We start from the raw sequence: 13333 nt of genomic DNA, 5'->3' as shown, positions 1-13333 counted from the left end.
TCTAAGGCGGCTTGCCGCCTTTTGCAATGGCGACCGTGCGGGAGCAGAATATGGGCCAAGCAGTCCGTCGATAAGAGAAGGAGGAATTACCATGGATACGGAGCTCGGAAAGACGGTGGACGGCGGTACGCCCCCCGAGATCATGCGGCCTTCGCTTCCCGCGAGTCAGCCGGAGATCACCAATACGCTCAGTCACTACTACCGCGGCGAACTCGGGCGCATGACGAGCTGGCGGGATCGCATCGACCGGACATCGAACTGGGCGATCACGGTGGTCGCGGCCTTGCTCTCTGTCTCGCTGTCGACGCCGACCGCGCACCATGGTGTGCTTCTCTTCGGAATAATGCTGATCTCGCTGCTCTTGCTGATCGAGGCGAGGCGCTACCGTTTCTTCGACATCTACCGGGCCCGCGTCCGGCAGGTCGAAAAAAACTATTTCGCGCAGATCCTGTCACCAGACGCGAATTCCGTGCGTGATTGGGGTCCAGTGGTCGCAAGCAGCCTGCGCAAGCCGAAATTCCTGCTCACCTATCATGCGGCCGTGCAGCGGCGGTTACAGCGGAACTATAGCTGGATGTATCTTATCATGCTGCTTGCATGGGCGCTGAAAATCACGACTCCGAAGCTGCAGGCCGAGGGCAGCACGCTGGCGCATGCGCAGTCCTGGACCTATGTGATCGACAATGCCGTGCTCGGGCCGCTTCCCGGGCTCTTGGTGATCGCCCTTGTGGCGGCCTTTTATCTCACCATCCTTTACGGCGTGTTGCGCCGGGAACCCGACCAAGGCGAGTTCATCCGCGGCGAGGCACATGTCTAGCGGGCGGCCTCAATGCAGGATGAAACCGCCCTTCAAGGCGCGCCATTCCGTTGCCGAGATCAGCTTGCGGTGGACGTAACGCACCGAATGCAGCGGGCCGTCCAGTTTTTCCTGCCAGAATTTCAGGAAGCCGCGCATTTCGGGAAAATCCGGAGCAAGATCGTATTCTTGCCAGATGTAGGTCTGCAGGATCGTCGGGTGATCTGGTAGACGGTAGAGGATGTGGGCGGTGGTCAGCCCGTATCCCTGAAGCTGCTTTTCGAAGTCCTTGTTCATTTCAGCCTCGCTTTCGTTTCCATTCAACGCTTGAACATTATGGAAACATCGCTCGGTTAACGCAAGCTTGACGGATGCGGAAGAAAAGGATATTTAGTTTTAGTTTCAAATACTTGGCAGCACTCTCGCATGAGTGCTGCCAGCGATCAGCGCTTCAGGTGCCGTGTCAGGCGACGCTCAATCCAGTTCCAGAAATGCCGGAGCGCCTCGACCATCGATAGATAGAAGATCGCAGCCCAGAGATAGGTCTGGTAGTCGAAGGTGCGCGAGAAGGCATAGCGGGTCTCGCCCATCAGATCGAGCACGGTGATGATGGCGACGACGGCTGAACCCTTGATCAGCAGGATGATTTCATTGCCGTAAGGGCGCAGCGCCACGATGAGCGCCTGCGGCAGGACGATCTTGCGGAAGGCAACCGCCTTGTGAATGCCGAGTGCCGACGCCGCCTCGTGCTGGCCATGCGGCACGCTTTCGATGGCGCCGCGCAGGATTTCGGCCTGATAGGCGGCGGTATTGATAGTCATCGAAAAGAGGCCGCAATACCAGGCGTCACGGAAGAACCACCAGAGGCCGGCGGATTCGAGCTGCACGCGGAAGCCACCGAGGCCGTAGTAGATCAGGAAGAGCTGCGCCAGGAGCGGCGTGCCGCGGAACACGTAGACGTAGCAATAGGCAAGCGTGCTGATGATCCTGTTCCTCGACATGCGCGCGAAGGCGAGCGGCAGCGAAAGCGCTGCACCGAAGATGACCGAGATCGTGACGAGCAGAATGGTGGTGCCGAGCCCATGCAGGTAGCGCGGCCCGTAGCGCGTGAACTTGTCCACGTCCCAGCCGGCGATCACCATGTAGATCAGGCCCGCGGCAAGCAGCGCCCACAGGAGGACGAGGAGCGAGCCGACAACGCGCGTGCCGGTTAACGGCTTCACGATTTCCTTCGGCGCCGGCTGTGGCGGGATGAGGGTTTCCGCATAGCTCACCGGCGGACCTCCGATCGCTTCGCCCAGCGTTCGATATAGCTGAGGCCGATCGACGAGATGACCGCCAGCGCAAGGTAGAGGGCGCAGGCGATGATGTAGAAGAAGAAGGCCTGCTTGGTGACGCGGACGGCGACGCCTGTCTGGCGCAGGATGTCGGCAAGGCCGATGATCGAGACGTAGGACGTGTCCTTGAGCAGGATCATCCACAGGTTCGTGAGACCGGGAAGCGCAATTCGGATCAACTGCGGCAGGACGATCAGGCCGAGCGTGCGGCCGTGATGAAGGCCGAGCGCATACCCGGCTTCGTACTGGCCCCTCGGAATAGCGCGGAAGGCCGACAGCAGCACTTCCGCGCAATAGGCGGAAAAGACCACCGAGAGCGCGATCATGCCGGCTATGAAGGCATTGATCTCGACCCGCTGCTCAGAGCCGAACGAGAAGAGCACTGACTGGATCAGGATCTGCATGCCGTAATAGATGATGAAGAGCGTCAGCAACTCGGGCAGGCCGCGGAAGATCGTGGTGTAGATGCCGGATGCGAGCCGCACGGACTTTTCTTCCGATTGCTGGCCGAGCGCAACGAAGAAGCCGATGAGGAGACCGACGGGAAGTGTCAAAAGCGCCACGCTGACGGTGGTCTTCAGGCCGAGCGCGATTTCGTCGCCCCAGCCTGCATTGCCGCAGGCGAGGATGGTCGATGGGCCGAACCAGGTGAAAACGCCGGCAGGCCCGCACAGCGGATCGAAGATATATCCTATCCAGGCCCAGAACGAGCCCAGCGCGGAAGACAATCCGCCCATGCCAACTTTCCCCTCACGGCTTATGCCGTTTTGATCTTTCCATGGTTGTCAAACAAAAATGGCGGAAGAGCAAGCCTTCCGCCACCGTCTTTGCCGGTCAGTTACAAGTTTTCCTATTCGCCGTAAACGTTGAAGTCGAAGTACTTGTCCTGGATTTCCTTGTACTTGCCGCTGGCGCGGATCGCTGCGATTGCGGTGTTCAGCTTGTCCTTGAGCGGGTCGCCCTGACGCACGGCGATGCCGGCACCCTCGCCGTTGATTTCCTTGTCGACGGGAAGCGTCGTCAGGATCTTGCAGCAGGCGCCGGCTTCCGACTTGACCCATTCAGAAAGAACGACGACGTCGTCGATGGCGGCGTCGATACGGCCGTTCGAAAGGTCGAGCTTGTACTCGTCGGCGGTCGGATAAAGCTTGAGCTCCGTGTCGGCAAGGTGCTTTTCGGAGTAGTTGGCGTGCGTCGTCGAGGTCTGCGCGCCGATCGTCTTGCCTTTCAGGCCGGCGACGTCGGCGATCGTCGAGTCCTTCGGCACGGCGACGGCCGGCGGCGTGTTGTAGTATTTGTTGCTGAAGTCGACGAGCTTCAGACGCTCCGGCGTGATCGACATGGACGAAACGATCATATCGAACTTCTTGGCCTGCAGCGCAGGGATGATGCCGTCCCAGTCGCTGCTGACGAAGGAGCATTCAGCCTTCATTTCCGCGCACAGCGCCTTGGCGATGTCGATGTCGAAGCCCTTGATCTCGCCACTGGCGTCAACGAATTCGAAGGGCGGGTAGGTCGAGTCGGTGCCGATCACGTACTTCTCGCCATCGGCCATTGCCGAACCGGCGAAGAGGGACATCGCGGCGAGCGAGGCTGCGGCGAGAAAACGGGTGGAGATACGCATGATGATCCTCTCTGTTGGTTGGCCGCTGCGTCTTCTTCTTATCCGCCAGCGGCCTGAATTCGGCGGGCATAGACACCGCCTTGGCCCGATAATCAAACCTTTTTTCCGCAAATTGCAACTGGAATCGCAGCGGAATGGTGCGGCGCAAACTGTGGCAAAGATGAACGGCAGCGAACCGCAGCATTCATACCGGGTTAATGACGGGCTTCCTAAAACAACAGGAACAAATCCGGATTTGGGCGATTTCGTTTTCGAATCCGCCCAAGAATCGCCGGAACGCCTCAGCAGGCGTTCCAAAAGGTTCTAACAAGAAGACGAGGAAACCCAATGGGTATGAAATCAAGATTGTTTGCCAGCGCGGCTTTCCCGCTGCTTTCGCTGTCGCTGGCCATGTCGCCAGCCGATGCAGCGACTGCGGCCGGTGGAAGCGCCGTGCGGCCCGCGCCGCAGGTGATCAGCGGCAGCTACGAGGTGGCGCAGGATGCTGCGCCTTCGGAAGAAGAGCTTCTGAAGAAGAGACGCAAGCGGCCAGCAGAGCAGCCTGCGCAGGAGCAGCAGCCGGAGGCAGCACCGCAGCGGGAGGCGCCGCAGGCCGAGCAGGAAGCGCCGCGCCGCAAGCGGCGCGAGGCAGCACCCGAGCCGCAGCAGGCTCCGGAAGCACAGCAGGCTCAGCCGAGCGAAGAGCAGCCGCGGCGCAAGAAGCGTCAAGCCGCACCGGAGCAGGCCGCTCCCGAACCGCAGCAGGAGCAGGTAGCCCCGGAGGCGCCGCGCCGCAAGCAGCGGCAGGCAGCGCCGGAAACCCAGCAGGCGCCGGAAGCAGAGCAGGCTCAACCGAGCGAAGAACAGCCGCGGCGCAAGAAGCGTCAAGCCGCACCGGAGCAGGCCGCTCCCGAACAGCAGCAGGAGCCGGTAGCGCCGCAGCAGGGCGAAGCGCAGCCGCAGGCTGAAGAGCCGAAACCGCAGACGGAAGAGGCACAACCTGAGCAGCAGCGTCCGCGTAAGCGCGACAAGCAGCAGGCGACTGAAGGCGAGCAGCCTGCAGTGAAGCCGGGCCGGAAACCCGCCACGACTGCCCAGCCGGAACAGAAGCCGGCCGAGGACCAGGCTGCTCCTGAGAAGCCTCCCGTGCCTGCCAAATCTCCAGCACCGGAAAAGCCGCCGGTACCCGCAGAGCCGGGCGAGGCGCAGAAGCCCGCTGAAGGCGGCGAACAGCCGCTGCAACAGCAGGGCGAACAGGTGCCTGTCCAGCCCGGAGCGCCGACTGGCGAACAGCCGGCCGGTGGTGCGCAGCCGACGGAGCAAGCCATTCCTGCGCCTGAGAAGGTGACCCCGGAAGAACTCGAACGCCGCAAGCAGATCGCCGAGGATCCGAGCAAGAGCAACGAGACGGTGGTCCTGCCAGTCGAGAACGGTGCCGCCGTGCTCGACAGCGACAAGGATGCGGACCGCACTGCCGGCCAGGGCGGACGGCGTCAACGCGACCGTCAGCGTGCGGCAGAGCAGCAGGTCATCGCCGCGCCGAAATCCGACGCCGATGCGCAACTCGCGCCGGAAGGCCAGCGCCGTCCTCCAGTCAAGTTTGAAGCGGTGACGAGCGAAGAGGGCCGCAGGCTCGAGCGCAGGCCGGAGTTCATGAGCCCCGAAGGAGCGCGCGTCGAGCGCTACGAGGGTGACGACAACCGCATCATCATGCAGTTCAACAACCGCATCGTGGTGCGCAGCGATGACGACCGTCGCTTCCTCAGGGACGGCGAACAGCCGATCTACGAACAACTTTCGCGAGACCGCTACCGCGAGACGATCGAGCGCCCGGAAGGCTATCGCATCGTGACCATCCGCAACCGCTATGGCGACATCATTCAGCGCTCGCGCATCGATAGCGGCGGCCGCGAATATGTTCTCTACTATTCGCCGGAACTCTACGATGATCCGGACCGCGGCTACTTCGAGGATCCGGGCGCCGATCTGCCGCCGATGCGGCTGGCTATCCCGGTGCGCGACTACATCATCGATACCAGCAGCGATCCGGACCGCGATTATTACGAGTTCCTGAGCGAGCCGCCTGTGGAACCCGTCGAGCGCGTCTATTCGCTGAACGAGGTGAAGTATTCGGCCCGTATCCGCGACAAGGTGCGCCGCATCGACCTCGATACGATCACTTTCGCGACGGGTAGCGCCGAGATCCCGATGAGCCAGGCCCGGAGCCTGCGCAAGGTTGCGGATGCGATGAACGAGGTGCTTCAAAAGGATCAGAGCGAGACCTTCCTGATCGAAGGCCATACGGATGCCGTCGGCTCCGACCAGAGCAATCTCGTCCTTTCGGACCAGCGTGCCGAATCAGTCGCCAACGTGCTGACGGATGTCTATGGCATTCCACCGGAAAACCTCGCCACGCAGGGTTATGGCGAGCGCTATCTGAAGGTCAATACGGACGGTCCGGAACAGGAAAACCGCCGCGTGACCATCCGCCGTGTCACGGCGCTGGTGCGCCCCGTCGCGTCGAACCAGTAAGGCGTGCGTTTCACCTTCTCCCCAGCGGGGAGAAGGTGGCCCGCAGGGCCGGATATGACGGGGACGGTGCGGCAAACTCGCCCGTCGCTTATCGCTCCGGCCGTTCTCTCCTGTCGTCGCTCACGCCCTCATCAGTGCTAAGGGACATCTTCTCCCCGCTGGGGAGAAGGGGAGGCTTCTCCTAGACCGATCCTGGCGGCGATGAAATCGGCGATCTCTGTCGTATCATCGAGATTGAAGACCGGCAGGTCGGTGTCCGTGATGGGATGGTCGGCGGCGATGGCGCAGATATGCGGGTCGGCCGGTGCCAGCGGATCGCGCCTGGCGGCTTCCTGGCGGCGCGCTTCGATCTTCGGGATCGGTTCGCGCTTGTAGCCTTCGATCAGCACCAGGTCGCAGGGCGCGAGGCGGGCGAGGATTTCCTCGAAGCTTGGTTCAGGTGCTCCGCGCAGCTCGTGCATGATGGCGTAGCGGGTGCCGGACACGATCGTTACCTCATGCGCACCCGCCTGGCGGTGGCGGTAGCTGTCGGCGCCGACCTTGTCGATGTCGAAATCGTGGTGGGCGTGCTTTATCGTCGAGATGCAATAGCCGCGGCGGGTGAATTCCTCGACGAGGCGGACGGCAAGGCCGGTCTTGCCCGAATTCTTCCAGCCGGCGATTCCGAAAATGCGTGGTCCGGTCATGACAGCACCTGCAGCCAGCGTTCGGCTTCCACCAGGTCGTCCGGCGTGTTGATGTTGAAGAAAGGATCGAGAAGGCTGGCGCGCGTCGGATGCAGCGGGAAGGAAACTTCAGCAACGTCATGCCGCAAGAGGAAGTCGCGCACGCGGCGCTTTTCGTCCGTCGCGATCCAGCCGGCGAGTTCCTCCGCGAGCGAAATCGGCCAGAGGCCGAAGACGGGATGAGGGCGGCCTTCAGAGGCGGCGATTGCGATCTTTGCCGGGGAATCGATTGCGGCTGCGAAATCCGCGACGAGCTCTGCAGGGAAGAACGGGCTGTCGATCGAGATTGTCACGACGTGGCTGACGCCGGGAAGCGCGGCGGCATGCGCCATGGCTGCATGGATGCCGGCCATCGGTCCGGCCTTGCCGGGGACGATATCCGGTATGAACGTCAATCCGCATTGCGGCTCGCTGTCGGCATTTACCGCAATTATAGAGACCTGCGGAGATAACCGCGCGATGGCATGATCGAGCAGCGAGCGGCCGCCGAGCATGACGGAGGCCTTGTCCTGGCCCATGCGCGACGAACGGCCGCCGGCAAGGATGACGCCGGGGATTTTGGTGTTCTGCAAGGAAAAATCGGCCATGGCGGTTCTCAGACTGGGCTTCTGGGTTCGGATTCCTGCGCCATTGGCGGCACGCGGCGTTTGGCCTCGCGATAGAAGGTATAGAGGCCGGACGCGATGACAACCGCGGCGCCACAGAGCGTCCAGAAATCCGGCACTTCGGCGAAGAAGAAGACGCCAAGAAGCGCTGAGAAGATCAGGCTCGTATAGCGGAAGGGCGCGACGAAGGAGATCTCGCCGGTGCGCATTGCGAGGATGACGGATTGATAGCCGATCAGCACCAGGACCGAAGCAAGCAGCAGGTGCAGAAGCGAGGTGAGGCTGACGGGCTGCCAGCCGCCGAGCGCCGGCATCAGGAGCGCGCCGAAGAAGGCGACCGACATGGCAGTAATGACGGTCACCATTAGCGAGGGGATTTCGGGATCGATGGAGCGGGTTGCGAGATCGCGCCCCGCCGTCACCAGAACGCTGGCGACGCAGAGAAGGGCGGCTGGTGTGAAGCCTTCGGGACCGGGACGGATTATGATGAGGACGCCGACGAGGCCGACAAGGATCGCCGACCAGCGCCGCCAGCCGACGGGCTCGCGGAAGAAGAGCGCTGCCCCGAAGGTCACGACAAGCGGCAGGGACTGTAGGATGGCCGAGGCATTGGCGATCGGCATCAATCCGAGCGCCGTGATATAGGTGATTGCAGCGATCACTTCGCAAACGATGCGCAGGATGATGACCGGTTTCAGCACGATGCGCCAGGAGCGGAGCGCGCCCAGATGGCGGGCGATTAGATAGACGAGAATGCTGGTGAAGACGCCGCGGATAAAGATGATCTCGCCGGCGTTCATATGGCCGATGACCGACTTGGAGAGGGCGTCGCTTGAGGAGAAGCCGGCCATGGCCATGCTCATGAAGATTGCGCCCTGGGTATTGCGAGACCGCGGCATGAAAAGAGATTCCTGGTTTTTATGCCGTCCTTTTAGAGGGGATCGTTCATCAAGGGAATCGAATGAAAGTCACACCCGAAATAAATCGATTGCGCAGTGCACAATAAGCGGAATCGATCCCGGGTTTGGGTGGCCGCGCGTTGATCAAGTCCCGGTTTTCCAAGGCAAATCCTCGTTGTTGCGGCGGCGCATTACGCCTTCATCAATGTCATTTCCGCAAACTTTGTCCGTTCCGATGAGGCGGAACATAGGCTTTGCCACGCGGAATGAATGCGGTGGTTTTTTAGTCTTCGTTCGTTGAGGCATATTCCAATGCATTTCATCGACCGTCTTTTGCAAGGCCGCCGTATGTCACGAAAGTCCTTCTGTTCGTCGTCCCGCTGGTCACCGAGATTTCGGCGGCGACCAGCGAACAATCGACCGGCATCCAGGAGGTAACCCGCGCGGTGAACGACGTCGAACTCATCACGCAGCAGAACGCGGCGATGGTCGAGGAGAACAATGCCGAAATCCACGGCCTGCGTCAGCACGTCGACATGCTTTCCGAAAAGATCGAGCGGTTCCGCACGCGCTGGCCGGAGGGCGAAGTGGTCTCTCGTTGGAGGCAAGGCCGGGCGGCCTGATAAGATCGCCAGCGGCAGAATTGGAACCCGCACCTATCCGGCCGCGCGTTTTTGTTTACTTCAGGCAGCGCAGGAAACGGGTGGCTGCAGCGGCGCGGTTTTGCGATCTGGATGTCGAACTTGATCTTCAGCAATGAATGGAGTCCGGCATGAATAATCTGAATGGAAAGATCGCAATCGTCACCGGCGCCAGCGCCGGAATTGGTCGCGCCGCGGCCAAACTCTTTGCCGCTGAGGACGCGAAACTCGTCGTCACAGCGCGCCGCGAGGTGGAATTGAGATTGCTCGTCGAGGAGATCGAAGCTGACGGCGGAGAGGTTGTTGCCGTTGCGGGAGACATTCGCGACGAGGAACTGCATCGATCCCTGGTGGAGACGGCGACCCGGCGCTTCGGCGGGCTCGATATCGCCTTCAATAATGCAGGCGGCACGGGCGCATATGGTTGCCTGCCGGATATCTCGCTCGGCGATTGGCGCGATACCGTCGACCTCAACCTGACGAGCGGCTTCCTTGCCGCCAAGCACCAGGCGCCGGCGATGATCGCACGCGGGGGCGGGTCGATCATCTTCACCTCGACGTTCGTCGGCCATACGGCGGGCATGCCCGGCTTGGGCGCTTACGCGGCGAGCAAGGCAGGGCTAATGGGGCTCGTGCAGGTGCTGGCAGCGGAACTCGGACCGAAGAACATTCGCGTGAACGCGCTGCTTCCCGGTGGCGTCGATACGCAGGCCAATCCGATCAACTTCCCGGGTGTTGCGCCCGAAACGGTTGCCTTCATCAACGGGCTGCACGCGCTGAAACGCGTGGCGCAGCCGGAAGAGATCGCCAAGGTGGCGCTGTTCCTGGGTTCGGACATGGCGAGCTTCGTCACCGGTTCGACAATGCTCGCCGACGGCGGCGTTTCGATCAATCGGACATGATAAACGCGGGGCGTCACCCGCCGGTGACGCTCATATGCCTTGCGACGGCGGGGCGGTTGTGGGTGCGGTCGATGATGAAGTCGTGGCCCTTCGGCTTGCGGGTGATGGCTTCGTCGATCGCGGCGTAGACCAGACCGTCGTCTTCCGTGGCGCGCAGTGCGGAGCGGAGGTCGGCGGCATCGTTCTGGCCGAGGCACATGTAGAGCGTGCCGGTGCAGGTCAGGCGGACGCGGTTGCAGCTTTCGCAGAAATTATGCGTCATCGGCGTGATGAAGCCGAGGCGGCCGCCGGTCTCGGTGACTTCGACATAGCGTGCCGGACCGCCGGTCTTATAGTCGATATCGGTCAGCGCGAACTGACGTTCGAGGTCGGAACGTAGCTCGGAGAGCGGCAGATACTGGTCTGTGCGATCCTCGTCGATCTCGCCCATCGGCATGGTTTCGATGACGGTGAGGTCCATGCCACGGCCATGCGCGAACCGCAGCATGTCCGGTATCTCGGCGGCGTTGAAATCCTTGAGCGCGACGGCGTTGAGCTTGATCTTCAGGCCGGCCTTCTGCGCCGCGTCGATGCCTTCCATGACCTTGGCGAAATCGCCCCAGCGGGTGATCTTGCGGAACTTGTCGGGATCGAGCGTATCGAGCGAGACGTTGATGCGGCGCACGCCGCAATCGTACAACTCCTCGGCATGGCGGGCGAGTTGTGAGCCGTTGGTCGTCAGCGTCAGCTCCTCAAGGCCGGAGCCGATCCGTTTCCCGAGCTCGCGGACGAGAAACATGATGTTCTTGCGCACCAGCGGCTCGCCGCCGGTCAGCCTGATCTTGCGCACTCCCTTGGCGATGAAGGCGGAACAGAGCCGGTTCAGCTCTTCCAACGTCAGAAGATCCTTTTTCGGCAGAAAGGTCATGTTTTCCGCCATGCAATAGGTGCAGCGGAAATCGCAGCGGTCGGTGACGGAGACGCGCAAATAGGTAACCGCCCGCCCAAAGGGGTCGATCATCGGGGCTGCATCCGCCACCAGCGGCGATGCGCTTGCTATCGTTCCAACGTTGCTGTTCACCAATACCTCCGTCGTCATGGTAATGTGGACAGATGTGGCTGCACCGTCAAGGGAAAGGGCGGGAACGCACGGTAAATTGAGCTTGCCTCGAAATGCCCGATTGCCTACTGCTCTTTGACAAACGGAGGAAGCGATGAGTGATATCTGGCCGACTGAACTGCGCGTGTCGAAGGACCGGCAGCGTCTGACCGTGACCTTCAACGACGGCCGGAGCTTCGATCTTTCCGCAGAAATGCTGCGCGTGCTTTCGCCTTCGGCAGAAGTGCAGGGCCATGGGCCGGGGCAGAAGTTGACGGTTCCCGGCAAGCGTAATGTCGCAATCATCTCGATGATGCCAACTGGCAATTATGCGGTGCGCATCGGCTTCGACGACATGCACGATACGGGCATCTACACCTGGACCTACCTGCGCGAACTCGGCGAGCGGGGGGAGGAGCTTTTTGCGGAATACGAGAAAGAACTCGGCGACAAGGGCATGAGCCGCGACGTCGCGGAAAAGCCGCGCTGAGCGATCAACAGCCAAGGGGGTATAGATGGCGGGGACGACGGGCAGAAACTGGCTTCGTGCGAAGGGGAGCGCGGGCAGTAGCAAGGTCAGCTTTCTCGAACTGTTCTTCGATCTGGTTTTCGTCTTCTCCATTTCCCAGCTCTCGCATGCGCTCGCGGCGCATTACACGCTGCTTGGAGCGGCCGAAGCCGCGCTGATGACCTTTGCCGTCTGGTGGGTCTGGATATTTACCGCTTGGGTGACGAACTGGCTCGACCCGGAGAAGATGCCGGTGCGCGGCATGCTCGTGGTTCTCATGCTGCTCGGGTTGGTGCTCTCGGCTTCGATTCCCGAGGCTTTCGGCGACAAGGGACTGCTTTTTGCCGCTGCCTACGTGCTGATGCAGGTCGGGCGGTCGCTCTTTACGCTTTACGCGATGAAGGATGCCGGCCGCTCGAACCATCTGAATTTCATGCGCATCACAACATGGCTTGCGGTGTCCGGCGTGTTCTGGATGATGGGCGGCTTTCTGGAGCATGAGGCGCGGCTCGTCGCATGGGCGATCGCCCTCCTCATCGAATATGCGGGCCCGGCTTCCGGCTTCTTCGTGCCGGGGCTCGGCAAGTCGATGGCGGCCGACTGGGATGTCTCGGGCGCCCATATGGCGGAGCGCTGCGCGCTGTTCATCATTATCTGCCTCGGCGAAGCGATCCTCGTTTCCGGCCGCACCTTTTCCGAGCTGCCGTTTTCCGGTCTGACGACCGTCGTTTTCGTCACGGGCTTTGTTGGAACCGTCGCGATGTGGTGGCTCTATTTCCGGTTCGGGCATCAGCGGGCCGCGCACCGGATCGAACATGACGATACGCCGGGCAGCCTTGCGCGGCAGGCCTTCACCTATGCGCATATTCCGATTCTCGCCGGCATCATCGTGCATGCGGTGGCTGTCGAATTCATGTTCTCGCATCCGCATCAGACCGGCGATCTCGGCGTTATGGCCGCGATCCTCGGTGGCTCGGGACTCTTCCTTGCGGGCAATCTGTGGTTCAAGGGCGCGACGACCGGAACGCCGCCGCCTTCGCATATCGCCGGCCTCGTGATTCTGGTCCTGCTTGCGTTCCTAGCGCCTCTTGTCGAGGTCTATGTGATGGGCATCCTGGCGACACTGGCGCTGATCGTCGTTGCCACCTGGGAATACAGGTCGCTTGCCGGGAAGACGGCCGGGCGCACGCTGCACTGAGATCAATCCTCGTCGTGCAGATCCTGCTGCAGCACACCGATGATGCGTTCCATCGCGTTTGCCATGGCCATGCACTGTTCGATCGGTTCGGGGGAAAGCACCCGCTCGATCAGGTCGGTCTGGATGACCATAGCGCGTTCTGTGACGCTACGGCCTTCGGGTGTCAGGTAGAGCCGCAGCACGCGCTTGTCCTTGTCGTCGCCGCGGCGCTCGATCAGGCCGCGTTTTTCCATCTGCGGCAGCAGCATGCTCATGTTCGATCGACCGACGAGGAGCTTGCGGGCGAGTTCCTGCTGCGAGATTCCTTCGAAACGGTAGAGATTGATCATGATGTCGAGATGCGGGGTCTTGATGTCGAGTTCTGCCAGCGAGCGCCCGAGGGACTGCTGCATCAGCTGGCAGGCACGGGCGACGGCGACCCAGCTTCGAAAACGCGGATGATCCCAGGGAAGGGATTGATTTTTGTTCATCGTTGTACTTTATTGTTCAGTGTTGAACATTATTGGATT

At 61.5% G+C, this 13333-nt stretch carries 15 protein-coding genes and 1 pseudogene; 7 read left to right on the top strand and 9 right to left on the bottom strand.

The features are described from left to right. Positions 1-91 precede the first annotated feature (91 nt). Positions 92-817, top strand: a complete 726-nt coding sequence (locus BN1800_RS24540) for a DUF2270 domain-containing protein (protein WP_087001535.1) — start codon at positions 92-94, stop codon at positions 815-817. Positions 818-826: 9 nt separating this feature from the next. Here BN1800_RS24540 and BN1800_RS24535 read toward each other — a convergent pair whose 3' ends face one another. The 4 genes from BN1800_RS24535 to BN1800_RS24520 all read right to left on the bottom strand — a co-directional run bounded on the left by BN1800_RS24535 (position 827) and on the right by BN1800_RS24520 (position 3757). Then, entirely contained in the window at positions 827-1093 is a 267-nt protein-coding gene (locus tag BN1800_RS24535; RefSeq protein ID WP_027511864.1) for an usg protein, read from the bottom strand. Positions 1094-1239: 146 nt separating this feature from the next. Beyond that, entirely contained in the window at positions 1240-2070 is an 831-nt protein-coding gene (locus tag BN1800_RS24530; RefSeq protein ID WP_027511863.1) for an ABC transporter permease, read from the bottom strand. Next, on the bottom strand, positions 2067-2870 hold the full coding sequence (locus BN1800_RS24525) for an ABC transporter permease (protein ID WP_087001534.1): 804 nt from the start codon (positions 2868-2870) through the stop codon (positions 2067-2069). The genes BN1800_RS24530 and BN1800_RS24525 overlap by 4 nt, the downstream gene beginning before the upstream one ends. Before the next feature lie 113 nt (positions 2871-2983). Further along, entirely contained in the window at positions 2984-3757 is a 774-nt protein-coding gene (locus tag BN1800_RS24520; RefSeq protein WP_027511861.1) for an ABC transporter substrate-binding protein, read from the bottom strand. Between BN1800_RS24520 and BN1800_RS24515 the strand changes: the two genes are divergently transcribed. Both BN1800_RS24515 and BN1800_RS24510 read left to right on the top strand, forming a co-directional pair. Next, positions 3756-4064, top strand: a complete 309-nt coding sequence (locus tag BN1800_RS24515) for a hypothetical protein (protein ID WP_087001533.1) — start codon at positions 3756-3758, stop codon at positions 4062-4064. The genes BN1800_RS24520 and BN1800_RS24515 overlap by 2 nt on opposite strands. Positions 4065-4084: 20 nt before the next feature. Continuing rightward, positions 4085-6268, top strand: a complete 2184-nt coding sequence (locus BN1800_RS24510) for an OmpA family protein (RefSeq protein WP_087001532.1) — start codon at positions 4085-4087, stop codon at positions 6266-6268. Positions 6269-6405: 137 nt separating this feature from the next. Here BN1800_RS24510 and mobB read toward each other — a convergent pair whose 3' ends face one another. From mobB to BN1800_RS24495, 3 genes are read right to left on the bottom strand one after another with little or no spacing between them, the layout of a single operon-like run. Beyond that, a complete protein-coding gene (gene mobB, locus BN1800_RS24505; protein ID WP_027511858.1) occupies positions 6406-6954 on the bottom strand; it encodes a molybdopterin-guanine dinucleotide biosynthesis protein B in 549 nt (182 codons plus the stop codon). Further along, a complete protein-coding gene (gene mobA, locus BN1800_RS24500; RefSeq protein ID WP_087001531.1) occupies positions 6951-7580 on the bottom strand; it encodes a molybdenum cofactor guanylyltransferase MobA in 630 nt (209 codons plus the stop codon). Before mobA ends, mobB begins: the two co-directional genes overlap by 4 nt. A gap of 8 nt (positions 7581-7588) precedes the next feature. Beyond that, complete coding sequence (locus BN1800_RS24495) at positions 7589-8497, bottom strand: DMT family transporter (protein WP_027511856.1); 909 nt, start codon at positions 8495-8497, stop codon at positions 7589-7591. 380 nt (positions 8498-8877) lie between these two features. Between BN1800_RS24495 and BN1800_RS24490 the strand changes: the two are divergent. Together BN1800_RS24490 and BN1800_RS24485 are read left to right on the top strand one after the other, a co-directional pair. Beyond that, positions 8878-9120: pseudogene (locus tag BN1800_RS24490) on the top strand (hypothetical protein); the annotation flags it as partial. A gap of 149 nt (positions 9121-9269) precedes the next feature. Continuing rightward, the gene (locus BN1800_RS24485; RefSeq protein ID WP_087001572.1) at positions 9270-10040 is read left to right on the top strand and encodes an SDR family oxidoreductase; all 771 of its coding nucleotides are present in this window, start codon (positions 9270-9272) and stop codon (positions 10038-10040) included. Between the two features lie 13 nt (positions 10041-10053). Here the strand turns inward: BN1800_RS24485 and moaA are convergent, their stop codons facing one another. Next, positions 10054-11118: a GTP 3',8-cyclase MoaA gene (gene moaA, locus BN1800_RS24480; protein ID WP_425299064.1), complete on the bottom strand. Its 1065-nt coding sequence runs from the start codon at positions 11116-11118 to the stop codon at positions 10054-10056. Between the two features lie 115 nt (positions 11119-11233). Here moaA and BN1800_RS24475 point away from each other — a divergent pair, with 115 nt between their 5' ends. Then, positions 11234-11608, top strand: a complete 375-nt coding sequence (locus BN1800_RS24475) for a gamma-butyrobetaine hydroxylase family protein (RefSeq protein ID WP_027511853.1) — start codon at positions 11234-11236, stop codon at positions 11606-11608. A 25-nt stretch (positions 11609-11633) separates the two neighbouring features. Next, a complete protein-coding gene (locus BN1800_RS24470; protein ID WP_087001529.1) occupies positions 11634-12824 on the top strand; it encodes a low temperature requirement protein A in 1191 nt (396 codons plus the stop codon). A 2-nt stretch (positions 12825-12826) separates the two neighbouring features. Here the strand turns inward: BN1800_RS24470 and BN1800_RS24465 are convergent, their stop codons facing one another. Beyond that, entirely contained in the window at positions 12827-13294 is a 468-nt protein-coding gene (locus tag BN1800_RS24465) for a MarR family winged helix-turn-helix transcriptional regulator (RefSeq protein WP_027511851.1), read from the bottom strand. Positions 13295-13333 lie beyond the last annotated feature (39 nt).

This window comes from Rhizobium sullae (assembly GCF_900169785.1).
In the GTDB taxonomy this organism is placed as follows: domain Bacteria; phylum Pseudomonadota; class Alphaproteobacteria; order Rhizobiales; family Rhizobiaceae; genus Rhizobium; species Rhizobium sullae.
This window is presented reverse-complemented; position numbering and strand designations above follow the sequence as displayed.